General features: G+C 54.1%; 22 protein-coding genes and 1 other RNA gene. 7 read left to right on the forward strand and 16 right to left on the reverse strand.

The window, feature by feature from the left end:
* The first annotated feature begins 117 nt into the window (after window positions 1–117).
* Together BN1190_RS09560 and BN1190_RS09565 are read left to right on the forward strand one after the other, a co-directional pair.
* The gene (locus BN1190_RS09560) at window positions 118–1,404 is read left to right on the forward strand and encodes a replication-associated recombination protein A (protein ID WP_040286686.1); all 1,287 of its coding nucleotides are present in this window, start codon (window positions 118–120) and stop codon (window positions 1,402–1,404) included.
* Window positions 1,405–1,428: 24 nt separating this feature from the next.
* On the forward strand, window positions 1,429–1,965 hold the full coding sequence (locus tag BN1190_RS09565) for a transcription repressor NadR (RefSeq protein ID WP_040286687.1): 537 nt from the start codon (window positions 1,429–1,431) through the stop codon (window positions 1,963–1,965).
* An 18-nt stretch (window positions 1,966–1,983) separates the two neighbouring features.
* On the opposite strand, the gene BN1190_RS09570 is transcribed toward BN1190_RS09565, so the two are convergent.
* Window positions 1,984–2,616, reverse strand: a complete 633-nt coding sequence (locus BN1190_RS09570; protein ID WP_040286688.1) for an HD domain-containing protein — start codon at window positions 2,614–2,616, stop codon at window positions 1,984–1,986.
* A 132-nt stretch (window positions 2,617–2,748) separates the two neighbouring features.
* Between BN1190_RS09570 and BN1190_RS09575 the strand changes: the two genes are divergently transcribed.
* On the forward strand, window positions 2,749–2,952 hold the full coding sequence (locus BN1190_RS09575) for a cold-shock protein (RefSeq protein ID WP_040286689.1): 204 nt from the start codon (window positions 2,749–2,751) through the stop codon (window positions 2,950–2,952).
* Window positions 2,953–2,995: 43 nt separating this feature from the next.
* Here the strand turns inward: BN1190_RS09575 and BN1190_RS09580 are convergent, their stop codons facing one another.
* Window positions 2,996–3,184, reverse strand: coding sequence for a zinc-finger domain-containing protein (locus tag BN1190_RS09580; protein ID WP_040286690.1), 189 nt, complete (start codon window positions 3,182–3,184; stop codon window positions 2,996–2,998).
* Window positions 3,185–3,262: 78 nt separating this feature from the next.
* On the opposite strand from BN1190_RS09580, the gene BN1190_RS09585 reads away from it, so the two are divergent.
* Window positions 3,263–3,658 (forward strand): ribonuclease HI family protein, encoded by a 396-nt coding sequence (locus BN1190_RS09585; protein ID WP_040286691.1) that lies wholly within the window; start codon window positions 3,263–3,265, stop codon window positions 3,656–3,658.
* Between the two features lie 2 nt (window positions 3,659–3,660).
* On the opposite strand, the gene BN1190_RS09590 is transcribed toward BN1190_RS09585, so the two are convergent.
* From BN1190_RS09590 to BN1190_RS09600, 3 genes are read right to left on the reverse strand one after another with little or no spacing between them, the layout of a single operon-like run.
* Window positions 3,661–4,248: a metallophosphoesterase family protein gene (locus tag BN1190_RS09590; protein ID WP_040286692.1), complete on the reverse strand. Its 588-nt coding sequence runs from the start codon at window positions 4,246–4,248 to the stop codon at window positions 3,661–3,663.
* On the reverse strand, window positions 4,245–5,093 hold the full coding sequence (locus tag BN1190_RS09595; RefSeq protein WP_040286693.1) for a sulfurtransferase: 849 nt from the start codon (window positions 5,091–5,093) through the stop codon (window positions 4,245–4,247). The genes BN1190_RS09590 and BN1190_RS09595 overlap by 4 nt, the downstream gene beginning before the upstream one ends.
* A complete protein-coding gene (locus tag BN1190_RS09600) occupies window positions 5,094–8,699 on the reverse strand; it encodes a dynamin family protein (protein WP_040286694.1) in 3,606 nt (1,201 codons plus the stop codon).
* 147 nt (window positions 8,700–8,846) lie between these two features.
* Here BN1190_RS09600 and BN1190_RS09605 point away from each other — a divergent pair, with 147 nt between their 5' ends.
* On the forward strand, window positions 8,847–9,299 hold the full coding sequence (locus BN1190_RS09605; protein WP_040286695.1) for a chemotaxis protein CheX: 453 nt from the start codon (window positions 8,847–8,849) through the stop codon (window positions 9,297–9,299).
* Between the two features lie 43 nt (window positions 9,300–9,342).
* On the opposite strand, the gene BN1190_RS09610 is transcribed toward BN1190_RS09605, so the two are convergent.
* From BN1190_RS09610 to BN1190_RS09640, 7 genes are all read right to left on the reverse strand, one after another.
* On the reverse strand, window positions 9,343–11,250 hold the full coding sequence (locus tag BN1190_RS09610; protein ID WP_040286696.1) for an ATP-dependent DNA helicase: 1,908 nt from the start codon (window positions 11,248–11,250) through the stop codon (window positions 9,343–9,345).
* A gap of 90 nt (window positions 11,251–11,340) precedes the next feature.
* Window positions 11,341–12,468, reverse strand: coding sequence for a THUMP domain-containing class I SAM-dependent RNA methyltransferase (locus BN1190_RS09615; protein WP_040286697.1), 1,128 nt, complete (start codon window positions 12,466–12,468; stop codon window positions 11,341–11,343).
* A 132-nt stretch (window positions 12,469–12,600) separates the two neighbouring features.
* An RNA gene (rnpB, locus tag BN1190_RS09620) (RNase P RNA component class B) lies at window positions 12,601–12,984 on the reverse strand.
* Window positions 12,985–13,045: 61 nt separating this feature from the next.
* Window positions 13,046–13,342 carry a cell division regulator GpsB gene (gpsB, locus tag BN1190_RS09625; RefSeq protein ID WP_040286698.1) on the reverse strand — a complete coding sequence of 99 codons (297 nt, stop codon included), beginning with the start codon at window positions 13,340–13,342 and terminating at the stop codon, window positions 13,046–13,048.
* Between the two features lie 86 nt (window positions 13,343–13,428).
* The gene (locus BN1190_RS09630) at window positions 13,429–14,712 is read right to left on the reverse strand and encodes a ribonuclease H-like domain-containing protein (protein WP_040286699.1); all 1,284 of its coding nucleotides are present in this window, start codon (window positions 14,710–14,712) and stop codon (window positions 13,429–13,431) included.
* Window positions 14,702–16,984 carry a DEAD/DEAH box helicase gene (locus tag BN1190_RS09635; RefSeq protein ID WP_040286700.1) on the reverse strand — a complete coding sequence of 761 codons (2,283 nt, stop codon included), beginning with the start codon at window positions 16,982–16,984 and terminating at the stop codon, window positions 14,702–14,704. Before BN1190_RS09635 ends, BN1190_RS09630 begins: the two co-directional genes overlap by 11 nt.
* On the reverse strand, window positions 16,971–17,351 hold the full coding sequence (locus BN1190_RS09640) for a YppE family protein (protein ID WP_040286701.1): 381 nt from the start codon (window positions 17,349–17,351) through the stop codon (window positions 16,971–16,973). Before BN1190_RS09640 ends, BN1190_RS09635 begins: the two co-directional genes overlap by 14 nt.
* A gap of 183 nt (window positions 17,352–17,534) precedes the next feature.
* Here BN1190_RS09640 and recU point away from each other — a divergent pair, with 183 nt between their 5' ends.
* Both recU and BN1190_RS09650 read left to right on the forward strand, forming a co-directional pair.
* The gene (recU, locus tag BN1190_RS09645; RefSeq protein WP_040286702.1) at window positions 17,535–18,161 is read left to right on the forward strand and encodes a Holliday junction resolvase RecU; all 627 of its coding nucleotides are present in this window, start codon (window positions 17,535–17,537) and stop codon (window positions 18,159–18,161) included.
* The gene (locus BN1190_RS09650; protein ID WP_082023340.1) at window positions 18,161–21,019 is read left to right on the forward strand and encodes a PBP1A family penicillin-binding protein; all 2,859 of its coding nucleotides are present in this window, start codon (window positions 18,161–18,163) and stop codon (window positions 21,017–21,019) included. The genes recU and BN1190_RS09650 overlap by 1 nt, the downstream gene beginning before the upstream one ends.
* Before the next feature lie 46 nt (window positions 21,020–21,065).
* On the opposite strand, the gene BN1190_RS09655 is transcribed toward BN1190_RS09650, so the two are convergent.
* From BN1190_RS09655 to asnS, 4 genes are read right to left on the reverse strand one after another with little or no spacing between them, the layout of a single operon-like run.
* Window positions 21,066–21,398 carry a YpoC family protein gene (locus BN1190_RS09655; RefSeq protein ID WP_040286703.1) on the reverse strand — a complete coding sequence of 111 codons (333 nt, stop codon included), beginning with the start codon at window positions 21,396–21,398 and terminating at the stop codon, window positions 21,066–21,068.
* Window positions 21,388–22,041 (reverse strand): endonuclease III, encoded by a 654-nt coding sequence (gene nth / locus BN1190_RS09660; protein ID WP_040287260.1) that lies wholly within the window; start codon window positions 22,039–22,041, stop codon window positions 21,388–21,390. Before nth ends, BN1190_RS09655 begins: the two co-directional genes overlap by 11 nt.
* 5 nt (window positions 22,042–22,046) lie before the next feature.
* Window positions 22,047–22,760: a DnaD domain-containing protein gene (locus BN1190_RS09665; RefSeq protein ID WP_040286704.1), complete on the reverse strand. Its 714-nt coding sequence runs from the start codon at window positions 22,758–22,760 to the stop codon at window positions 22,047–22,049.
* A gap of 27 nt (window positions 22,761–22,787) precedes the next feature.
* Entirely contained in the window at window positions 22,788–24,083 is a 1,296-nt protein-coding gene (asnS, locus tag BN1190_RS09670) for an asparagine--tRNA ligase (RefSeq protein WP_040286705.1), read from the reverse strand.
* Window positions 24,084–24,122: the final 39 nt, after the last annotated feature.

The raw sequence follows: 24,122 nt of genomic DNA on the forward strand, positions 1-24,122 counted from the left end.
AAAATTGCTGCAGACAGTATACCATACTCATCTGCCCGAATTCCTTGAAATGACTTCAGCACGCCCGCCATGTATACTTAGGGTCATCAGATATTTTCAAATGGAAGCAGGGATCTTATGCATAACGAACCACTCGCATTCAGGATGCGTCCGCAGACGATCGATGAAATCGCGGGACAGCAGCATGTCATCGGACCGGATACCGCGCTGTACAGGATGGTCAAAAACGGACATATCCCGTCCATGCTCCTGTACGGTGAACCGGGTATCGGCAAGACTTCGCTCGCCTATGCCATCGCCGGCTCGACCGACCTGACATTCATCCCGCTGAATGCGACGACATCAGGCAAGAAGGATATCGAGCGCGTTGTCGATGAGGCACGGCTGACAGGGAAAGTGATCCTGTTCCTCGATGAAATCCACAGGTTCAACAAGCTTCAGCAGGATACACTGCTGCCCCATGTCGAGAACGGCTCGGTCGTTCTGATCGGTGCGACAACCGAGAATCCGTTCCACGACGTCAACCCGGCAATCCGGTCCCGCTGCGGGGACATTCTGCAGCTGAAACGGCTGGAGGAGGAGGACCTGGTGACACTTCTCGACCGGGCCATCCATGATGGATCCCGCGGACTCGGAAAACAGGATATCGCCATATCGGACAGCCAGATCCGGAAAATCGCCTCAGGTGTCAATGGGGATGCCCGCAAAGCACTGACCCTGCTTGAATCATTGGTGTCCGCTTCAGACGAGGAAGGCGGGCAGATACTCATCGAGGACTGGCTGATCGACAACCTGCTCGGCCGCATCGGTGTCTTCGGAGACAAAAACGGCTCCCATCATTACAACCTGCTGTCCGCACTCCAGAAATCCGTGCGCGGCAGCGATACGAATGCAGCGCTGTATTATTTGGCGCAATTGCTTGAGACAGGTGATCTGACAGCTGTCAGCCGGCGCCTGCTCGTCATGGCATATGAGGATATCGGTCTGGCATCCCCTGATACCGGCCCGAGAGTCCTGGCTGCAGCGGATGCCGCCGACCGGCTCGGCATGCCGGAAGCCCGTATCCCTCTCGCGAACGCCGTCATCGAGATGTGTCTGGCGAGTAAATCGAATTCAGCCTACAAAGCCATCGGTTCAGCGATCCAGTCCGTCAGCGGCGGAAAGACGGGTGAAATTCCGCTCCATCTCAGGGACAGCCATTATGCAGGATCGGCAGCTCTCGGACATGAGGGATATATCTATCCGCACGACCACCCGATCGGCTCGTTCGGCGGATGGGTCGACCAGGAATACCTGCCTGATGCCGTTTCCGATGCGGAATTCTATGTCCCTGTGCAGGCCGGAGAGGAAAAGAAGACCGCAGCAATCTACGAGCGGCTGAAAGAGTTCAGGAAAAAGAAATGATGACATACGGAGGGTGGAAGGCAGATGACCGCTAAACTGAGCGCTGGTGAAACACGGAGGCATCAAATACTTGACCTGCTGAAACAGTCAGACAGGCCGCTGACCGGAAAAGAGATCGGCGAGCGGACGGGCGTCAGCCGGCAGGTGGTCGTCGGGGATATCAATCTGCTGAAGGCAGTGGATGAACCGATCATCGCCACAAGCAGAGGGTATGTCTATATGGACAAAGAAAAGGGCGGGCAGCAGTTTGAACGGATTGCAGTCTGCCGGCACGCTCCTGAGCAGACGGAGGAGGAATTGACTGCGTTCGTCGATCATGGCGTGACGGTGAAGGACGTCAAGGTCGAGCACCCTGTCTACGGAGATCTGACAGCGTCCATCATGGTTGCAAACCGAATGGAAGTCAAAGAATTCCTGGCAAAGGTCGCATCATCGAATGCCGTCTATCTGTCTGCTCTGAGCGAAGACCATACACATCTGCATACCGTTTCCGCAGACGATCCGGCACAGATCGACCGGGCGTTCGAATGCTTACGAAACGCAGGCATCCTCGTGGAGTGATGCCTGCTTTTTTTGCATTCATAACCGTTCGCCCGTTTCCAGTTCCAGCTGCTTCAGAAAGGCTTCCATGAAAGTATGCCGCTGCTGTGCAAGCTGCCTGCCGCGTTCCGTTACCATCAGGTCCTTCAGCAGGAACAGCTTTTCATGGAAATGGGTGACCGTCGACGTGTTTTTCGATCGGTACTCCTCCTCGGTCATCGAACTCCTTGAGGATTCTTCCCAATCATACAGCTTCCGCCCTCTCGCCCCGCCGAATGCAAACGCCCTGGCAATTCCGACAGCCCCGATGGCATCCAGCCGGTCAGCATCGCGGACGATCGCGGCCTCAGGCGACATGATCGGTTCCTCGTTCCCTCCGTTGAACGATACGGAGCGGATGATCGCCAGGACATGATCTGCGAGCTGGGCGGGGACATTCATCGCCTTCAGGAGATCTGCGGCCGATGGGTTTCCCGCGGCGGCGTACTTCGGATCATCGATATCATGGAGGTACACGGCCAGCTCGACTGCCGTCCGGTCCGACGTCCGCTCCTCTTCCATGATGGTCCGTGCATTCTGCAGCACCCGGAGGATATGGTCCATATCGTGGCTTGCGTCAAATTTGCTGTATAGATCCTTCGTCAGTTCCGCACACTGTTGAATATATGTCATTGCAGCTGGTCAGCACCTTTCTGTTTCATAAGTAGTCGTGTATCGGCCGGTTTGACCTGGATAAGCCGGTAGGGTATAGTGAAAGCACCATGAATTTTATGGGAAGACATCCAGCGCCGAGGAGGAATCACAATGCACCACGGTAAAGTCAAATGGTTCAGTAATGAAAAAGGATACGGGTTCATTGAAGCGGATGACGGACAAGACGTTTTCGTCCATTTCACAGGCATCCTTGGAGAAGGCTTTAAGACATTGGATGAGGGACAGCGTGTCTCGTTTGAAATCATAGAAGGCAACCGTGGTCCTCAAGCGGCTAACGTCACTGCAGAAGACTGATCATATCACATACAAAGATCCCGCTGAGCCGCTCAGCGGGATCTTATTTCATGTATTTATTCATCTCGGAACCGAGGAAACGAAGCTGATCTCCCACTGTGCATTCTTTGATGCAGAACTTGTGGGCCTCCGCCTTGCCGCGTTCTGAGGTCAGCGTTTTCTTCACAAGACAACCTTCACAATACTCATCGAGCAATTCGTCAATATCAGAAATGATTGCAGCTTTTTCCATACGCCCCTCCCTTCTGATCACTCTTCCATTGTACAGGGATTCGGCAGGCGGCTGCAACTATCCGGGAGGCTTAACTGAATGATTGAACTGTATACCGACGGTGCCAGCGCCGGCAATCCGGGCGTCAGCGGCATCGGCATCTATCTGACAGGGGAAGGGCACTCGGTGAAACTTTCCGAGCCGATCCCTCCCTGCGACAACCATACGGCCGAATTTCAGGCGCTGATCCGCGGACTTGAAGAAGCGGCTTCCCTGACAGATGGCATGCTGTCAGTGCGGAGCGATTCCCAGCTCGTTGTCCAGGCTGTCGAAAAGGAATTCGTCAAAAATCCTGAATATCATCCATATTTGCAGCAAGTCCTCCGTCTGACATCACATTTTGAATACTTTTTCATCAAATGGATCCCGGACAGCTCCAACCGGGCAGCCGATGCGCTCGCCAGGGAGGCCATCCAGCGGCAGAAAAACGGATGATGTCATCTCGCCTTCATGAAGGTGATCGTCCTTTCGACTGAATCATAGAGCACCCACTCCAGATGGTCGGTGACCGACCCCACGTTCACAATTACATTCGCGTCCGGAAGCCGGATGAGTTCTGAATACACGAATGGCCGGATGATCCCTTCCGCTGACCAGGATGACCGATGGGTATGGCCGTGGAATGTCAGCCGTTCGCCACCGATCACCCGGGACGGCGGGAGTTCGTTATACGGCCATTGGTGCCCGTGGATGAGCATCGCGCCATCGATGGCCATCCGTTCGGGGAGCGCGGCGATCTTCTCCCGCAGCGGGTCACCGGATCGGGTGACGAGCAGGATCCGTTCTTCCTGATTTCCCCGAATGGAGGGGAACTTGAGCATCCGTTCGAATCCCGGGGGATCCAGCAGCACGTCATCCAGCGATGGATAGACTGTGCCGTCCAGGTCCTTTTTCGATATGGTGCATTCGAACAGATCGCCGAGGACGATCTTCTTGGCATCCGGTGCTTGTTCTTCAATTTGGCTTAAGACCTGTTCCAATTCATGTTTGGATGAATGGATGTCACCGAAGAGTGCGTATCTCACAAGCCGTCACCGCTCCCGGTGTTCCCTGTCTCCACTTCCCTGTCCCCATCTTCGATCCAGTCACTGTAGCTGCCTGCGTACAGGCGTACATCCCGGATCCCTTTTTCCTTCAACATGGCGAATAACGGTGCAGCTGTCACACCGCTGCCGCAGTATACGGTGACAGGCTCACCGGATCCGGCCATTTCCGCAAGCCGTCCTGCCGCTTCCCCGTCTCTGTCGAATGTCCCGTCCGAGGCCAGCTGGGACCAGTCGAAGTTCTTCGCCCCCGGGATATGGCCTGCCACCCGGTCGAGCGGTTCCACCTCGCCTCTGTACCGTTCAGCAGCCCGCGCATCGAGCAGCAGCCCTTCTCCCGGTCTTTCCGTCAAATCCGCGACATCTTCCTTGTGCGCCAATATGGATTCGTTCCATTCCGGCTCGACCGACGTCGGTGCTGGCGCAGGCGCAGCCTGCTCGATGTCCCCCCCTAACTTTTCAAGTCCGCCAAACCCTTCCAGCGAAATGAAAGCATTCCGGAATCCCGCATATTGCAGGATCCACCATGCCCTGGCAGCAAATGGTTCACCGCCGTCATCATAGACGATAATCTCATCGTCGGGACGGAGACCGCTTTTCCGGAACAGAGCTGTCAGCCTGTCACGGCTAGGGAGAGGATGACGCCCGCCTTTTGCTGTCATATCCGACAAGTCCTTCTCAAGATCCCAGTGGACCGCCCCGCGTATGTGCCCCTCATCATATTGCCTTCTGCCCGCTTCGGGATCCTGAAGGGAAAATCGCGCATCGATCCATCTGATTTTCGGATCCGCGAGCTGTTCTTTCGTGACTTGTTTGAACACTGACATTCAGACCATCTCCTTCTGCCGGATTTTACTGTAGATCAGTTTCCAGTCTTCGAGCTGCTCATGGCTTTCCAGAAGATTGCGCTCAGCCGCAAGCTGTGCAGCCGCTTCCTGCTGAAGATGCACAGCCAGCTGTTCCGATGTACTGTCCAGCCAGCGGTCGACCCACACGCCAAGACGCTGCCGTTCCTCTTCCAGATAGGCATCCGCATCTTTCTTCAAAAGTTCCATCAGTTTCTCCTGCAGGAGGGTACGGTCCCCTTTTTCGAAGAATGACTTGGCGTTCTTGAACAATCGGTTCACATGCCTGTACCGGTCCAGCTCCCTGAAAGGTGCGCTGAATGTCAGGAGTTCGGCGTCTGGCGCATCGAACAGTGAAGGCGACAGGGCATCATCGAGTTCTGCAAGCCAGCGCCGCTCCGTCTGCTGACGGCTTTCGATCTGTTTTTTCATATACGTCAGCATCCGGAAGTTTGCGACTTTCAATTCCTGCGCGAAGTCATAGCCGGTCATGCCGGCAGTCTCCTCAAGTGCGATGCGAAGGGCATCGGATGCAGACTGATGGACGAAGAGCGACGGTGTGTAGCCCTCTTTGAAAAAGTCGGAGAACCGGAGGAACACCCGCTGATGGATATAGAAGACAAGCTCCTTCAATTCTTCGTGTGCGGCATGGCGCAGCACCGGTGCGAATCCTGTTTCGTAGTGCTGCTGCACCTTCTGCTCTATCTCAGCAAGGTCCGCCAGACGTTCCGCTTTCCGCTCCCGGTTCGATTCTGTGCGGCGGATGAGATCATCCACCCGCTGTACGGTCTTTTCAGTCTCTTCCTGCAGCGCCTGGACGGCCAGCGCATTCAAGTCATGCTCGAGGAACGAATAGAACCGGCCTTCGAACTCTTCCATCTTCTTCTCGGCGCCGCCATCCCGCTTCGCCTCCAGTGCCTGCAGGCTCGAAATGCCGTGTACCCGGGGATTCCGGATACCGAACTTCGTCAGCTCGGATGCGACGAAGTTTTTCACTTCATCGGCCTCTTCTTCATTGTCCGCAAGATCGATCGCATTGACGACGAAGAACATCTTATCCATTTCAAAGGCGTCTTTCACCCGGCCGAGCTGAATCAGGAATTCCCGGTCCGCCCTTGAGAATGCATGGTTGAAATACGTGATGAACAGAATAGCGTCGGCATTGCGGATATATTCGAACGCGACATCGGTATGCCGGGCATTGATGGAATCAGCACCGGGCGTATCCACCAGCGTAACGCCCTGCCGTGTCAGTTCACAGTCGAAATAGAAATCGATGGACTCGACAAAGCAGCTGCGTGACTCTTCCGCCACATACCTGACAAATTCATCCCGCTCAGCGGTCACCACCTGTCCAAGCTGCTCATGGTGCGCAGGGTAGCCGGTCCGGAAGGCGCGTATGAACGATTTGTGGATGTGGAGTGACTCCTCCTTCAGCTTTACAGCCAGCGCTTCATCCGCCCGGCCGTACGCTTCTTCCAGGGAGGTAACCGGCAGTCCGACCAATCGGAACGCATCCAGGACGTCTTCGGTCATCTGTTCAGCTGTTTTGAAACGGATATCCGCGGTGCCGTCCAGGTTGGATTCGGAAACCGGACGGATCCGGTTGATGGCAGCCGTTGTCGGATTCGGCGAAACCGGCAGTACCGCCTCGCCGAGCAGCGCATTGGAGAATGATGATTTCCCGGCGCTGAAGGCGCCGAACAAGGCCACTGTGAACTCCTTCTGTTTGAGCCGTTCCGACTTGGATTGCAAGTACGCTGCCGTATCTCCGAAGCCGGGTATTCCGCCCACTTGTACAGCCACTTCTTCAGCACGGCGCACGACCGGTGCTGCATCTTCCGTCCGTTCTTCGGCCGGTCCTTCTTCATCCGTCTCTTTGTGACGGGCTTCAGCTTCCCTGGCAGCTGTTTCTGCAGCCGCCTCGTCTGCGCGCAGCACTTCAGGCTCGGTTTGTTTTTCCCAATCGCGGATAAGACGTCCGATTTCAGCTTTTTCCTCAGCTGTCCAGCTGTGCATCTGTCCGGACTCGAAGCGCGCCAGATTGGCCGCTTTGCTGCCGGCCTGCCGGATGATCGCCAGTTTGGCCTCGTTTTCGTCGAGCTGCCGCTGCAGACCGGCCGCCTTTCCGCTTCCCTGCCGTTTCGCTTCCTCGGCCATCTCGAGCTTCCAGGCGTCCGTCTTTTTCTTATAGAATGACAGGATGGCATCACGCAGCTGGCCCGACGCGTTCAAAATGAGCTCACCGGTCAGAATATCAGGTGTCGTCAGTTCCTGGACGATGTCCCCAAAACGGAAAGTCAGGTCCATAGTGTCGATTGCCATCGAGTTCTCGTCCGTCAGCAGCCCCGCTTCTTTCAGTACCTGTTTCATGAGGGTGCGCAAGTGGACCTCCACTTGTGTATGGGCCAGTTTCTCCAGCGACTCACTCAGCGCCTGCCTGCGCCGTGCGCGCTCCTCTTCAGTCTTCTTGGCACTGAAGAAGACGCCGACTTTAAAGTGGCTCGTCTGCGACTCCAAATACTCTTTCAGCAGTTCCCGCGTTTCATAAGGTGTCAGGGACGCACTTTCCAGCAGCTCTTTCCTCTTCTTCTCGAAATGGATATGGAAGGCATCTCCGCCGAGCAGTGAAATACGTTTCGACAGTTCCTGAACAGCCTCTTCCAGGTCATGGGGTTCAGCCCATTCGGATTCCATGATTTCCGGATGGTTCTCCCTCGCTTCGGTGACCTCCTGCTTCAGATAGTCGGTATGCTCATCTTTCAGCTGAGCGAGTGTCCCTTCGATCGTTGCAGTGAATTGCTCATCACGGTGGTCGATGGAACTGCTGACAATCTTCTTGACCGCGGCAAAATCGTTTTCCGCAAGATCCGGGGTCTTCAAGGAAGTGAAGAAGATCCCTTTCGGCTCAACTCCCCAGAGGGAGAACGAGTGACGGACCGATTCCTTGAAGTCCGCAAACGACAGCTCACTGTCCCGGTGCTTATCGATCTGGTTGACGATCAGATAGACATTCGGATTGTACCGCATCAGTTCTTTCGTGAACCGGAAGTTCAGTTCGGACTGCACGTGGTTGTAGTCCATTGTGTAAAATACGATATCTGCCAGATGAAGGGCGGATTCCGTTGAAAGCCGGTGCGCATCGTCGGTCGAATCGACCCCCGGAGTATCCATGACAGAGATGCCGTCCGGCAGTCCGGATCCGGTATGTCCGATTTCAAGCGAACTGATCGTTGCGCCTTCCTTACTCATCCTCTTCACCGCGTCCGCAAACCCATGACCGACCACTTTGACTGATGAGCCGTCCTGCCGGTGGACGATCGCGAAATCTTCGTCCGCTTTATGTACTTTGACGATATTGGCACTCGTCGGAATCGGGCTTGAAGGCAGGAGGTCATCTCCTGTCAATGCATTGATCATCGAAGATTTACCGGCCGAGAAGTGGCCTGCGAATGCGATCGTATACTCATCTTTCACTAGTTTCTCTGCCAGCTTTTCCGCTTTCCGGTATCGTTCTTCGTCTCCGTCTTCTTTGCACAGCAGTCCTAATGCTGCTGTTTCGTGTAGAAATTCTTCGTGGGAAGTCATATGCCGTTCGATCCTTTCGTCTGTAACTTTGTCTATCATATCATTATTTCGGGATGTGCCCTATAAAAAGAACATGGAAAAGCGGCTATACAGAAAATACACGCGATGGTATAATAGAACTAATACTATCACTTAAGGAGTGTCTTTATGACCGATGCAGCGACTGTCCAGCATATATTGAACAGCACCATCCAATCATTGACTTCTGTCATCCCCATCCAATTCGATGTTCTCGCCCCTTCCCTTACAACCCAGCCCTATGAACAAAAAGAACTAAGCGTCCTGATCGCCCTGCTCGGGGATGTGCGGGGCAGACTCATCATCGATACGAACGAAGGGACCGTATCCCGGATTGGCGAGGCGATGTTCGGCATGAAGATCGAAGGTGAAATGATCGAATCGTTCACAGGGGAACTCGGCAACATGGTCGCCGGCAACCTGTGCACATTACTTGAAAAAGACTCACTCACTCTCGATATTTCCCCGCCGACCGTATTGACGGGCGAGACGAAATTTTACGGCTTCAGCCAGGCATTCAAGCTTCCCCTCCGATTCGCGGATGTTTCACCGACGAATGTCCTTCTTACGATAGATGTATAAGAAAAGCTGTTCCGTGCCATTTCTGGCGCAGAACAGCTTTTTTTCAGATCAGCAGTTCAGGCGTGACCGGGAATACCGTTTCGAATTCGGAAAGCAGCGGCAGTTCTTCAGGAGTCAGCAATATGCGCACAGATCCCGAGTCGGTCGCCGTCCGGATCAGGCGCCCGGCACCCTGGCGCAGGCGGAGGATCATGTACGGCAGATCGACCTCCCGGAATGGGGAATCCGCATGCTGCCGTTTTGCGTCGAACAGGGGATCCGACGGAGGCAGCGGCAGATCGTATATGATGACACGTGTCAGCGCATCATGCGGAATATCGAGCCCTTCCCAGAGGTGATAGGAACAGAAAGCGGTCCACTGTTTCGATTGGAATTCCTTTACCATCGATGACAGCTCGCGGTCCCCTTCGAACACGGTATTGCGCAGCAGCTCCGGTGAGACCGCCGAACGGAACTGTTCCATCGATTGTTTCGATTTGAACAGCACCAATGTCTGCTGTCCGTCCGACAGGAGATCCGCAAGTTTCTGCGGTTTCCGTTCCGCCGCTACGGATTCCACCGACAATTCCATCACTTCCTCATAATCATACGGCGAGTCGATGGAGAACGATGTATACTCATGGATGCCCAGGCTGTCTGCCAGGTAGGTGAAATCTTTGTTGACGGATAACGTTGCTGATGAGAAGACGATTGGCATCTTCTCGGAAAACAGCCGTTCCTGCAGGACGTCCGTCACAAGGCGGGGCATGATGACAAGCGTCAATTCACCTTCCCGGTCCTCTGCCCAGACAACAGCTTCCGAATGGTCCGCAAACAGCTCAAGCGAGTAAATATATTGTTCCAGATACTCTTCCACCATCCGGAGGTCATATTCGGGGATCACATACAGTTCACTGTCAAAAACGAATTCTTCCAGGAGAGCATTCGACAGTCTCACTGCCTCTTTCGCTGTTTTCTGGAGAACATCACTCTTCCGGACTGCCAGCCGTTCCGCTCCATCGTCTTCGGCGGATTCGGAAAGATAGTCGAAGAAGAGCTCATGGCACTCCATCAGCTGCTCCATGAGCTGCAGGGTCTCTTCCCGGACACCGTCGGCCATCACACGTTCCAGAAGGCCGAGCAGCGTGCTGTCCTGCACTTCATAGGTGAGGGCCCGCTGTGCTGCATATTCCAGCAGGTGGCCTTCGTCGAAAACAGTCATGGAAATATCAGGAAGTAACGGCAGCTGCCCCTGCCGCTTCCTCGATTCCTTCGTCCAGATATGCTCCATGAAGAAGTCATGGGAGCAAATGATCAGATCTGCCGCATTCCTGTACTCACTGCGATGGATCGTCTGGCCGCAGCGGTTCCTCAGCTCACAGCCGCCGCATTGCTGGATAGGATGGTAATTGATCGTCTCCCATTGGCTGTCGCTGAGCTCCGGGTAGGAAGACCGCTCACCGTATGGAAATACTTCGGTCAAGGACGCGTTGCCATAGACGAAGTCGGGCAGCTGCACTTCCACGTCTTCCGCATAGGGTTCGCCGGTGCGGTTCATCTCCTCCAGACGTTTCAGGCAGAGGTACTGATCCCTCGACTTTGCCAGACGGACATCGATGGTCAGGTCCAGCGCTTTGCCGAGCTTATGGATATCCCCCTCCTGCTTCACGAGCTGGTCGATGAGCGTCTCATCGGCACAGGAGATCAGTGCCGGCCTGCCGGTATAACGCGCATAAGCGATTGCCGGAAGCAGATAGGCGATTGTCTTGCCTGTGCCGACGCCAGCTTCGGCGAACAGGATCTCTTTTTCACGGAGTGCCTGTTCGATCTGGAACGCCATGTAGATCTGTTCGTCCCTCAGATCGAATCCTTTTTCCGTCAGGTCGTCATATAATGTATCACCGATCCACTCATTGAGTGATTCGAAAAAAGTCTTTTCGCGGGTCAGCGCAAATGGTATCTTTCCTGCCATAGTGAACCCCTTTCTTTACATTGCAATCTATGGTTGGCCGTTCCGCTCCAAGAGAAAAGAGAGGATCGCCCTCTCTTCGATGCTCCCTTATCAGACCCGCCTGCCCCAGTATTGGTAGAAGTCGGTGCGGATGAAACCGTTGAACAGTTTCCGTTTCTTTGTCGCTTTCCTGCCGTACATCGTTTCGAAGTTATCCAGGGAGGACAGCATGTACGTGCTCCACGACGGGTAGTCCGCCATGATCCCTCCGAGGATGGTAGTAATCTCTTCCGCTTCCTCACGTTCCCCCAGCCGTTCGCCGTAAGGGGGATTTCCGACCAGCACACCATTGACACCTTCAAGCTTCAGATCCCTCACGTCCCGCTGCTGCCAATCGATGATCCCGAGGAAGCCCGCCTCCGCGGCATTCTTTTCAGCAATGCGGATCATCGACGGATCATGATCCGATCCGGTGATCAACAGCTTCCGGTCATACTGTGCCGTGTCTTCGACCTCTTCACGGATCCGGTCCCAAACCGCTGCGTCCATCCACGGCCACTGTTCGCTCGCGAATTCACGGTTGTAGCCGGGGGCCAGGTTCTGTCCGATCATGGCCGCCTCTATCGGAATGGTGCCGGACCCGCAGAACGGATCGACGAACGGCCGGTCCGGGTTCCACTTCGTCAATTTGACCAGTGCAGCTGCAAGCGTCTCTTTCAGCGGAGCATCCCCCTGTCCGACGCGGTAGCCCCTCTTATGCAGACCGGCACCGCTCGAATCGATGGTCAGCGTGACTTTGTCTTTCAATATGGAGACTTCCAGTTTGAACAGCGGACCGGTTTCATCCAGGAATCCAACTCTTCTATAGGCTGTTTTCATTCGCTCTGCGATCGCTTTTTTCACGATGGCCTGGCAGTCCGGCACGCTGAACAGAATCGACTTGACGGATTTGCCGGCTACCGGGAAGGCGGCGTCCACAGGGAGGAACTGCTCCCACGGCAATGCTTTCGTCTTTTCGAACAGTTCATCGAACGTTGTCGCCCTGAACTCGCCGGCGATAACCCGTACACGGTCGGCGGTACGGAGCCACATATTCGTTTTAGCGATTGCCTCTGGCCCGCCAGTGAAGAATACTTTGCCGTTTTCTGTCGTCGTTTCGTATCCGAGTGCTTTCACTTCGTCCGCGACGATCCCTTCCAGGCCCATTGCAGCTGTTGCTGCTAGTTTATATTGTGTCATCGTGCCCCACGTCCTCTCCATCGGGTTTCTGTTATGTATATCATGGGTCCCTCACCAGGTTTTTAACAAAGAAATGCTCTCCAGATAATGTGGAGAGCATGTGTCGAATATGTTGTAAGTGCCGTCAGGAAATTCGTAAGCCATGTTTTGTTCTCCTGTACTCGAACGGCCTGCGCCTCGTACGAAGAGCGGTAATCATCTATCTACAGACATCTGTCTGTCCCTTCCTCCGTTCATTTCCTTCGGAAGAGCGCCCCTACCATAATTTGGGTTTCTCACTCGCGGGGTTTACCTCGTTCCACCTGTACCGTTTCCCGTACAGCTCCGTCACTGTGGCACTTTTCAGGAAACGTCTTCCATATCCCGAAGGACGTAGGAATTATTTCCGCCGTCAGCCGGCATCGCCGGCGCCCCGGCTTATTTTTTGGCCGGGCACGAACACTACGGACATCTCAGTACCGTGTGAGCATGGACTTTCCTCTCCAGTGTCAAGCACTGCAGCAATTACCTGAATTTCCTTCATGGCTAAACAAGTATACAGTATAACTGACCTGATCGCAAGGGGAAGCGGACAAGATCATTCCGTTCCGGAGAGTTTACTGCCGAATACTGCCTTCTCCAGATTGGAGATCCTCTTCAGCAAATCGAAGTTCGTCGTCCCCGGAGCGCTGGATGCCGGCCGTCTCTGTGCAGTCGAGACTTCGTTCCGCAGTTCGTCATTTTCACGTTCCAGCTCAGCGATCCTCTTTTTGAACGCTTCGTAATCCTGGATCACGTCATCCAGGAACAGGTCGACTTCTTCCTGATTATAGCCGCGCATCGCAGTTTTGAACTCTTTTTCCAGAATCGTTTTTGAATCCAGTTTAATATCCATTCAACAACGTCCTTCCGTCAGTGGTAACTGCCCTAAGTATAGCATATCCTGTCCAAGTCTGTCTCATTGCGCCGGACCGGGTCGGGTTATTTTGTCGGTTTGTGCGCTTGCCCGGGAAATAATTTCTTCTTCAGTCTCATTTCCCTCTTTTCGAACTCCGATTTCCCGCGTTTTGCAAATGTTTCCGTCAGAGACCTGTCTTTTGCAAGCAGACTGAGTGCGATGCCTGTGATCTGCAATGCTTTCGTGCAGTCTTTCTGCTGGTGCTCGTACAGTTTCGCCATCTCTTCAAGTGCAAGGATGCGCTCCCGGCCGGAAGATTTCGTCATGCACACGCCGAATGACTGCAGTGCTTCCTCATATCGCCGTTCTTTCTTCAGCAGGAAGCCGAAATGGAAGTGGGTTGTCGGATGCTGGGTCCCGTATTCTTCGATCACCTGTTCAAGCACGGCGGTCGCCCGGTTGTGTGACTTCAGATCTTTATACCATTTGCCGATATTCGTCTGGCTGATAACCGTGCCGGTCAGCTGCTCGGTCAGCAGCAGATCGGTCGACCGGACATACAGTGCAACGAGCGACAGGATGTCGTCTTCGTTATGTCGCAGGATTTCCATGAGCATTCCTGCACGTCCGTTCTTCACGGCATCCTGATAGATGATCGGGGCCATGTGTCCCGGCATGTCATCCTTCCGGAAGAAGCCGAGCTGCTCTTCTTCCACGGCCGGCAGCCTGAAGGACTCCATCTCGCCTTTCCAGATGCGCCGGGAGCCATGCAGCAGATCGATGGCTGCATGCTTCGGCAGAGGCGGCAGGACATCCCGGTTCATCGTCCAGCGGGTTTCGAGCTGGGGCATGTCGAAACTTTTCCCGTTATACATGACAAGCGTCACCGGCTGCTGCCACAGGCCTGTCGCATACAGGAAAGCCGCTTCGTGCGCCGGACCCGGCAGTACATACTGCGTGAGACGGAACCCGGTCTTCCTCTGTTCGATAAGACCGATCAAAAAGATCAGCGTGCCGGTCCCCTTCAGGCCGGTCGTCTCGGTATCGAAAAACAGCAGCCGCCTGCCTGGATCCGGCGCAAGCGGATGGCACTCGCCGGATTGCTCCCACTTCTGCAGCACTGCCGGCAGTTCAGAGAGCTGGCAGTCCCCGTGCATATACTCTTCCGGATAATCGACTGTCTTTGTGTAGACAGTCCCATACGGATTGGTCTCTTTGGCGAGCCCGGCTGCCAGCCATTGTTCTTCGTACTCCGGCGTCGGTGCCTGTGTTATCTTTTTCGCTTCAGCGGCCGCCGGTATGTCTGCGGACGGTTCCGTTTTCTTCAGCATGCCCTTCATCTTCATCAGATTCTTCTCATACGACATGCAGTTCACCGTCCGCCAGGCTTTTCAGCAGGGCCTCCGCACCTGTTTTCACATTGAGTTCAGACTCCGGCGGACCTGTGCATACCGGACAGCCCGACACACAGCCACAGGAATTCACGTGCTGGGCAGCCTGCTGCAGCAGATCATCCCACATGCCGTACATCTTTTCACTGAGGCCGATGCCGCCCGGGTAGCTGTCGTAGATGAAAAACGTCGGTCTGCCGGTATGGACGGCTTTCACCTGAGGGACGACGTGAATATCGGTCCGATCACACTGGACGAACAGCGGGATGAACGACTGCATCGCGTGAGCCGCGCCGGTCATCGCGTCGGTCAGTGCAGCCTCCGTCCAGCCGTCCGGTACGTCGAATGAGAGCCACGTCGATGTCGTGTGAAGTTCCTCGGCAGGCAGATGGATCGGTCCCGACCCGATATTATCATGGGAATCGAACCGGATCTTCTTGAATATTGTCGGAATGGCCAGGACAGCGAGGTCACCGAACGCGACCGCCCCCGAAGTGTGTTCTTCCTTCTTATCTTCACTGATGACCTTCAGTTCGACAGCCAGGTTGGCATCCGTGAAATAATCGACATCCACTTCCGTGACATACGCCTTCTTCTCTTCCCAGTCGAGCATCTCCACCTGGTATTGGGTCCCCTGGTGGATGTAGATCGCCTCTTCATGAAGCAGGGTCATCGCGCTGTAGCGATCCATCTCGCCGATGACCGTCGTCTCTTTCGGCCGCGACTTATCGATGATGACAACATTTTCCTGCGACGCCGACCGCAGGCTCACTTCACTTGCCGGGAAACGGTCGGTCATCCAGTGCCAGCGGTCTCCCGCCAGGATGAGCACCCCTTCCAATGCCAGAAATTCAAGCAGCTGCTGGACATCGAATTCCGCATAGCGGTCCGCCGTGGAAAACGGGAGTTCGAACGATGCACAGCGGAGGTGGTCCATCAAGATCAGTATATTATCGGGATGGATATGGGCCTCTTCGGGTGATCCGCCGAGCAGATAACCGGGATTTTCGATGATGTATTGATCCAGCGGCATCGACTGGGCGACATAGATGATCAGTGCGTCATCCTGCCGCCTGCCAGCGCGTCCCGCCTGCTGCAGGGCGCTCGCGATATTTCCCGGGTAACCTGTCATCACGCACGCCTGCAGCTGACCGATGTCGATGCCGAGTTCCAGTGCGTTCGTGCTGACGACCGTCTTGATGGTTCCTTCGCGCAGTCCCCTTTCGATCCTTCGCCGCTCGGAAGGGAGATAGCCGCCTCTGTACCCCATGATCGTGTCATCCATCAGTTTCTTCTTTGTCAGTTCCTTCATATACGTCACCAGCATCTCCACCCGGACACGGCTCTTTGCGAACACAATCGTCTGGACGCTCTCGCGATAGAGACGCGATGCAATATCACGGACTTCCAGCACAGCACTCCGCCGGATACCGAACGTTTCGTGGACGACGGGAGGATTATAGAAGAGGAAATGCTTTTTCCCTGAGGGAGCCCCATTTTCAGCAATCAATTCCATCTGCCGGTTCGTCAGGTTCTCTGCAAGCTGTTTCGGATTTGCGATGGTAGCAGACGTGCAGATGAACACCGGATCACTTCCATAGTAGGCGCAGATCCGCTGCAGCCGTCTCAGGACGTGAGCGACATGCGTGCCGAACACCCCTTTATACGTATGCAGTTCATCGATGACGATATACTTCAGATTTTCAAACAGTGACACCCATTTTGTATGATGCGGTAAAATTCCTGAATGGAGCATATCGGGATTCGTCAGGACGATATGGCCCGATTTCCTCACTTTCGTCCGCAAACCGGGAGCCGTATCCCCGTCATACGTATAACTGAGCACAGTCTCTCCGCTCGCTTCGATCAGTTCGTGCAGATCGGCGAGCTGGTCCTGGGCCAGCGCCTTTGTCGGAAACAAGTAGAGTGCACGGGAGGAGTCATCTTCCAGTATGCTCTGCAGGACGGGAAGATGATAACAGAGGGATTTGCCCGAGGCAGTCGGCGTCACTGCCGTGAACGGACGCCCCTGTTCCGCTGTATCATAGGCCTGCCGCTGATGGCTGTACAGCCGGCTGATCCCTTTCTGGGCTAAAGCGGAAGTCAGCGAAGGATGGAGTGAATCCGGAAACGGGGCATAGACAGCATCCTTGCCTTCGATGACCCGGTAGTGCTTGACGTTCGGTGCAAACTCCGGGTCATTTTTCAGCTCTTCGATGACTTGCTGCAGGTCCCTATTCGCTTTCATGGCCGACCTCCTCCTTCTGCCTGTTCAGGGCAATACGAACTGTATTCAATGTATAGGCAGCCGACTGGATCGATTCTGCAAATCTCTTTTTGCCGGTCTTCTGATAGAACGACTGGACCGTGAATTGTTTCATCAGGTCGTTCAATGTCGAAACCTGCAGAGGCCTGACATGCTTCGGGCGCGTTTTCCGGATCCACTCCTCCGTCTGACTGCTCCATTCGTCTATCTTCCTATGCCAGTGATCCGCGTACGGCTTCACTTCATTATAGAAATCCGGTTCCCGGTCTTCTTTCCTCATCATCTCATGGCGCTTCAGGCACTCATCGCACACTTGAAGCAGCTGTTCTGTCAGCAGCAGCAAATCCATTTACCCTTCACCTCTTTAGTTCCTTCTATTATGCCAGTTTACCAAATTTGACGGCATTGTTCTACAAGGAGCGAACGTGCATTCCGCTGCAGCTGCTTCCGGCTGACTTGGAAATGCAACCCGCCTGACGTTTTGACGTCACAATAATGTGGTATGATAGACTGATGATGTGAGGTGAGGTTATTGGCAATACGCTATCCTAACGGAAAAAAATATACACCTGCAGCAGCGGAGCCGCATGCTAAGAAAGCTCAGCTGTCTTTCAGCAACCGCGGAAAGACGCTGGAAGACGAACTGAACGACAGTAATGAGTTCTACAACAGCAGACGGATTGCCGTCATCCACAAAAAACCGGTGCCCATCCAGATCGTCAACGTCCGGTATCCGGCCAGAAGTGCTGCCGTCATCACGGAAGCATACTTCAAGACCGCTTCCACGACGGATTATAACGGCATCTGGAACGGAAAGTATGTCGATTTCGAAGCGAAGGAGACGAAAAACAGGACATCATTCCCATTGAAGAATATACACGACCATCAGGTGGACCATATGCAGCAGGTGCACGATCAGGGCGGCATCACATTCCTGATCATCCGCTTCGCACAGCTGGACCGCTATTTCGTACTGCCATTCGCCCCATTCCGTGACAAATGGGAGCGGATGCAGAACGGCGGCCGGAAATCGATGACGCTTTCGGAAATCGAAGACCTGTCCATCGAACTGACACCGGGCTACCAGCCGCGACTCGATTATTTGCAGGCATTGAACGCATTGACGGAAAGTGAACGAACCGAAAGGCAGGAATCCTAATGGACAATACTCCGAAATCACGGACTGCCCGCAGAAAGCAAGCGGAAGCAGATCAGAAAACATCACGCAAGAAAGCTCCGAAAAAGAAAAAAGGCATCATAAAAACGATCATTAAAACAATCGTCATCGCCGGACTTCTGTTTCTCGTGGCGGGTGCCGGACTGTTCGCCTTCTATGCCAGCACAGCGCCCAAACTCGATGAAAGCCTGCTGAAGGACCCGCTGTCCTCTAAAATCACATTGGCTGACGAAAAGACGGTGCTCTACGAGACAGGTGCCGAAAAACGGGATTATGTGCCATACGACCAGATCCCCGATGAATTGAGGGATGCCATTCTGGCAACGGAAGATGTCCGCTTCTTCAAGCACCACGGCATCGACTTCTGGCGACTTGGCGGTGCAGTACTAGCCAACTTCAGAAGCGGCTTCGGGTCGCAGGGGGCTTCCACTCTGACACAGCAAGTCATCAAGAACTCATTCCTGAAGAATGAAAAAACATTGAAACGGAAAGCGCAGGAAGCATGGCTCGCCTTCCAGCTCGAACGGCAATATTCAAAAGAAGAGATTTTTGAAATGTATTTCAACAAAGTTCTCATGTCTGGCAACAAATACGGCATCGGGACAGCGGCCAAGTATTTCTATGGCAAGGATGTCAACGAACTGACATTGCCCGAGATGGCACAGCTGGCCGGCATGCCGCAGTCGCCGAACGCTTATAATCCGTTCAAGCATCCGGAACGCGCCGAAAAACGCCGTGATATCGTTCTCAAGCTCATGAACCAGCACGGCAAGATCACGAAAAACCAGATGGAGGAAGCAAAGACCGTGCACGTAGCACAGACCGTGCTGCCGGAAGACCAGCGCCAGCTCGCAACTGTTACGAAGTACCAGGCTTATATCGATATCGTCATGGCCGAACTGCAGCAGAAAGGCTATAAGGACATTGAAGCGGAAGGTGTCACCATCGTCACTGCCATGAACCCGGACGCACAGCAGTCTGTCGAACAGGCGCTGGCAGACCCGTCCAATTTCGAATCGGACACGATCCAGGCAGGGATGACAGTCGTCGACACGAAAACAGGTGAAATCGTAGCTGTCGGCGGCGGCCGCAATTACAAGCTGTTCAACCACAACTATGCTTCCGACCAGAAACGCCAGCCGGGTTCATCCATCAAACCGATCCTCGATTACGGTCCGGCGATCGAGTATCTGAACTGGTCGACCGGCCAGACGATCGTGGATGAAAAGACAAAAGGCATCAAGGCAAATAACGTTGACGGCCGCTACAAGGGGGCCATCACGATGCGGCACGCACTCTATGAGTCACGCAACGTTCCAGCCATCAAGGCGTTCAGTGAAGTCGGCACGGCGAAGGCTGCCGACTTTGCACAGGGACTCGGCCTCCCGATGAAGAAACTCAACCAGTCCGATGCAATCGGCGGCGGCGGTAATGATGTGTCGACGATGCAGATGGCAGGCGCCTATGCCGCATTCGGAAACGAAGGCATCTATAACGCACCGCACGCAGTCAAGAAGATCATCCTCCGGGACGGCAAGACGGAGATCAACCTGACACCGGACCCGGTCACAGCCATGAAAGATTCAACAGCCTATATGATCACCGATATGCTGCGCGATGTGCTCACTGCTTCGAACGGTACAGGGCGTTCCGCGAACATTCCCGGCGTCGATCTTGCGGGTAAGACCGGCACAACGAACTACGATGCCGATTTCAAAGCGAAAAATAACATCGGCCGTGAAAGTGTACCGGATGCCTGGTTTGCGGGCTATACGACAGACTATACGATCGCCGTATGGGGCGGTCACGAAAAACGGACCGATCCGATCGTCGGCTTCCCGGGCGGTCGGGATATGCCGAAGTCACTGTTCCGTCAGGTGATGACTGATCTGGCTTCCGCCCAGTCCCCGGGTACATTCAAGCAGCCGAGCAGTGTCGAGGAAGCGGCCATCGTTGTTGGCTCGAATCCGCTGAAACTCGCATCAGGCTCGACACCATATAATATGAAGAGTGACGAACTGTTCGTCCGGGGCACCCTGCCGGAGAGCACGTACGTGCCGCCGGAACCTGAGGAAGACGAATCGTTCGAGCTGGAAGCACCGACCGACCTGACAGCGGACTATGATTCGGATAATAAGGAAATCGAACTCAGCTGGAACCACAATGAGCCGGATTCGGATGATTACGATGGCGACATCGTGTTCGACGTTTCCGTTTCCATCGACGGCGGCGGATCGCAGGGTCTGACGTCAACGAATGACGATTCCTATACATTCGGCGGCGTGGAACCCGGTCATACGTATACGTTCTCAGTGACCGCAAAAGCCGGCAGTGTCACAAGTTCCCCTGCGTCAACGACATTGATGATCCAAGGTGAAGAGGAAACCCCTCCTGAACAGGATGCTGATGATGATCAGCAGGACGACGACAATGGAGACGGCGATCAGGATAACGATGATCAGGATGACGGCAGCGATAATTCTGACGGACAGAACGACCAGAACAATAACAACGGCAGCAATAACAACGGAAACAACAACCAAGGCAACAACGGAAACAATGGTAACAACGAGAACAATGGCAATAACGGCAACAACGGAAACAACAACAATCAGGGCGGCCAGGGAAACAATAACAATGGCGGCCAAGGTACGAATGGAAACGATAAAAACCAGGGCGGCCAGAATGGTAATGGAAACGACGGCGGCAGCGGGGGCAGCTCCTCCGGCAATTCCGGCGATGTCAGCAGCAACAACTCGCCGGGGTCCCAGTCCAACACTGCGAGCACACCGAAAAAACCTGCTGCCTCACCTTCCGACAGCGAGTCTTCGGAAGACTGATCAAAAAAGCGCCACCCGATCTATCATGATCGGGTGGCGCTTTTGCTTATTTTGCCGTATAACGCGCTGTCTTTTTCTGCAGTTCCGTGTAGAGGGCATCCAGCTGAACCAGAGCGAACGGACTGATAATCTTATCTTTCACGAATGCCAGCCGCTCCTCGCCGTTCAGCGGAACGAGCCGCGTACGCCTGTCACTTCCACCTGCGGCAGAACAGATTACTAGCAGTTCTTCATACTTTGTTATGGCGTTCTCCATGTCTTCTCTCACGGTACCGTCTTTCGCTTCGTATTTCTGCTGGATGGCCGGCATACTGGCCCGCCATTCCTCAAAATATGGTGCGATACGTTCTTTAGTGACCATCCGCCTGTTAGATTCCATAAGCTTTCATCCTTTTTTTACCCTCCCGGCATACTGCGAGAAGCGGGCACTCCGGGCAATTCGGCTTCTGGGCTTTGCAGTGGTATCTCCCGAAAAAGATGAGCTGGTGATGAGTCTGTGTCCACCGGTCCCTCGGTGTCCAGCGCATCAGTTTCTCTTCGACTGCAAGCGGGGAATCTTTCCACCGGTTCATGCCGAGCCGTTTGGCCACACGTTCGACATGTGTATCGACCGCCAGCGCCGGCACACCGAATGCATTGGAGACGACAACATTCGCCGTCTTCCGGCCGACCCCCGGCAGCGTCGTCAATGTGTCCCGGTCCTCCGGCACTTCTCCGCCGAACTGGCTGAGCAGCATTAGCGACAGCGCCTGAATGTTCTTAGCTTTGTTCCTGTACAGACCGATCGACCGGATGTCCTGTTCCAGTTCCCCGATCGGCACCTCCAGGTAATCGCCCGGTGTTTTGTACTTTTTGAACAGGTCTGCGGTCACCCGATTGACGAGCACGTCGGTACACTGGGCGGACAGGAGTGTCGCAATCAGCAGCTCGAATGCGTTGTCATGCACCAGTTCACAGTGTGCTTCCGGAAACATGCGGTCGATCTCTTCAAGGCAGAATTGCCATTCAGTCTTTGTCAGCACAGCACTCACCCATCCCGGTCCTCCAGCCAATTATAGAGAGGGACCCGTTTTTTCGTTTCTTGCTTATGCGCCGCCTGACCGGTCTGGACCGGTGAACGGAACGCTTTCGTCTGCCGCTCCACATCCGCAAGCGTCGTCACATTCTTTTTCTTCCATTCGAACAGGATCCTGTCGATGTACCGCATACTCAGTTTCTGCGCAATGACAGCTTCCTTCAATGCGGCTTTGATGATCTCCGGACTGTGGTAGTCCTGGTCCATCCACATTGAAATCGTTTCACACTCCATCGGGGACAGCAGGCGTCCGAATTCCTGTTCAAAAATATGAAAGATCTGTCCTTCCTCTTCCTTGCCTCCTGTATCACAGGAAGCCGTACGGCGCTCCATTTCATGATTCGCCACCGCTTCCCAAAGCGGCAGCAGAGAGAACTGCTCGTACAATACACCATTTGAATCACTGGCCTGATCGATCTTCAAGTAGCCTTTCTGCATAAGACGCTGGAGCACTTCGGAGATTTCATTTTCGCTGAAGTGCATCCGCGAGGCAAAGTCAGACGGTGTCGGAAACTCCACCGCCTGCAGACGATAGGCTTCCATCTGTAATATAAGCATTGCATCGGCATCCCGGATGCCCAATTTTTTATAGGAGTTAAAAAAAAGCTGGGGAATGGTTACATTCCCCTGCTCAATCCACATCCGGAGCCGGTCATCGTACTGCATATCGCGAACTCCTTCCTGTTTTGCCAATCATGGATACAGACGGTTCAAGAGACGCGGGAACGGAATTGTTTCCCGTACGTGTTCGACACCGGAAATCCATGCGACCGTCCGCTCAAGTCCGAGACCGAAACCTGAGTGCGGGACGGAACCGTATTTACTGAGTTCCAAATACCATTCGTAGGCTGCCGGATCGAGCTGGTGCTCTTCAATCCGTTTCTTCATCAATTCGTAGTCGTGGATCCGTTCAGAACCCCCGATGATTTCCCCATACCCTTCCGGAGCGATGAGGTCTGCGCAGAGGACGACATCATCCCGTTCCGGATGCGGCTGCATGTAGAACGGCTTGATGCCGATCGGATAGTTGACGATGAACACCGGCATGTCAAAGCTCTCAGCAATCGCTGTTTCATGAGGTGAACCGAAATCGTCCCCCCATTCGATATCGTCGAAACCATTCTTATGGAGGAATTCAATTGCTTCGTCGTATGTGATGCGCGGGAATGGAGCCTGGATCTTTTCCAGCTTCGATGTGTCCCGGCCCAGGCGTTCAAGTTCCAGCTTGCAGTTCTGCAGGACGGACTGGACGACGTGTGTGACATACTGCTCCTGCACTTCAAGGCTTTGTGCATGCTCAGTGAATGCCATTTCCGGTTCGATCATCCAGAATTCAATCAGATGGCGGCGGGTTTTCGACTTTTCGGCACGGAATGTCGGACCGAACGAGAACACTTTTCCGAGCGCCATCGATGCGGCTTCCATATACAGCTGGCCGGATTGCGAGAGATATGCATCTTCGTCGAAGTATTTCGTATGGAATAACTCCGATGTCCCTTCCGGCGATGAGCCTGTCAGGATCGGCGGATCGATTTTGACGAATCCGTTCATGTGGAAGAATTCATAGGTTGCACGGATGATTTCATCACGGATCTTCATGACAGCATGCTGCTTCCGGGACCGGAGCCATAAGTGGCGGTGGTCCATCAGGAATTCGGTTCCATGCTCTTTCGGTGTGATTGGATAATCCTCAGCAGCCTGGATGATTTCAAGATCTTTCACCTGCAGCTCATATCCAAAACTTGACCGTGTGTCGGCTGTCACTTCGCCTGTCACATACAGGGAAGATTCCTGCGTCAGCCCTTTTGCTTTCGCAAACAGTTCTTCACCCGCATCTTCTTTGACGACTACGCCCTGGACGAATCCCGAGCCATCGCGCAGCTGAAGGAACGCAATCTTACCGCTCGAACGTTTATTGGCGAGCCAAGCGCCTATCCGTACTGTTTCGCCTTCGTGATCGGGCATTTCGTGTATCATGATCGTTTTCATAAAAGCCTCCAGATTCTATAGGTGACGCACCTACTCGAT

It is taken from the genome of Sporosarcina koreensis, from assembly GCF_000826145.2.
In the GTDB taxonomy this organism is placed as follows: domain Bacteria; phylum Bacillota; class Bacilli; order Bacillales_A; family Planococcaceae; genus Sporosarcina; species Sporosarcina trichiuri.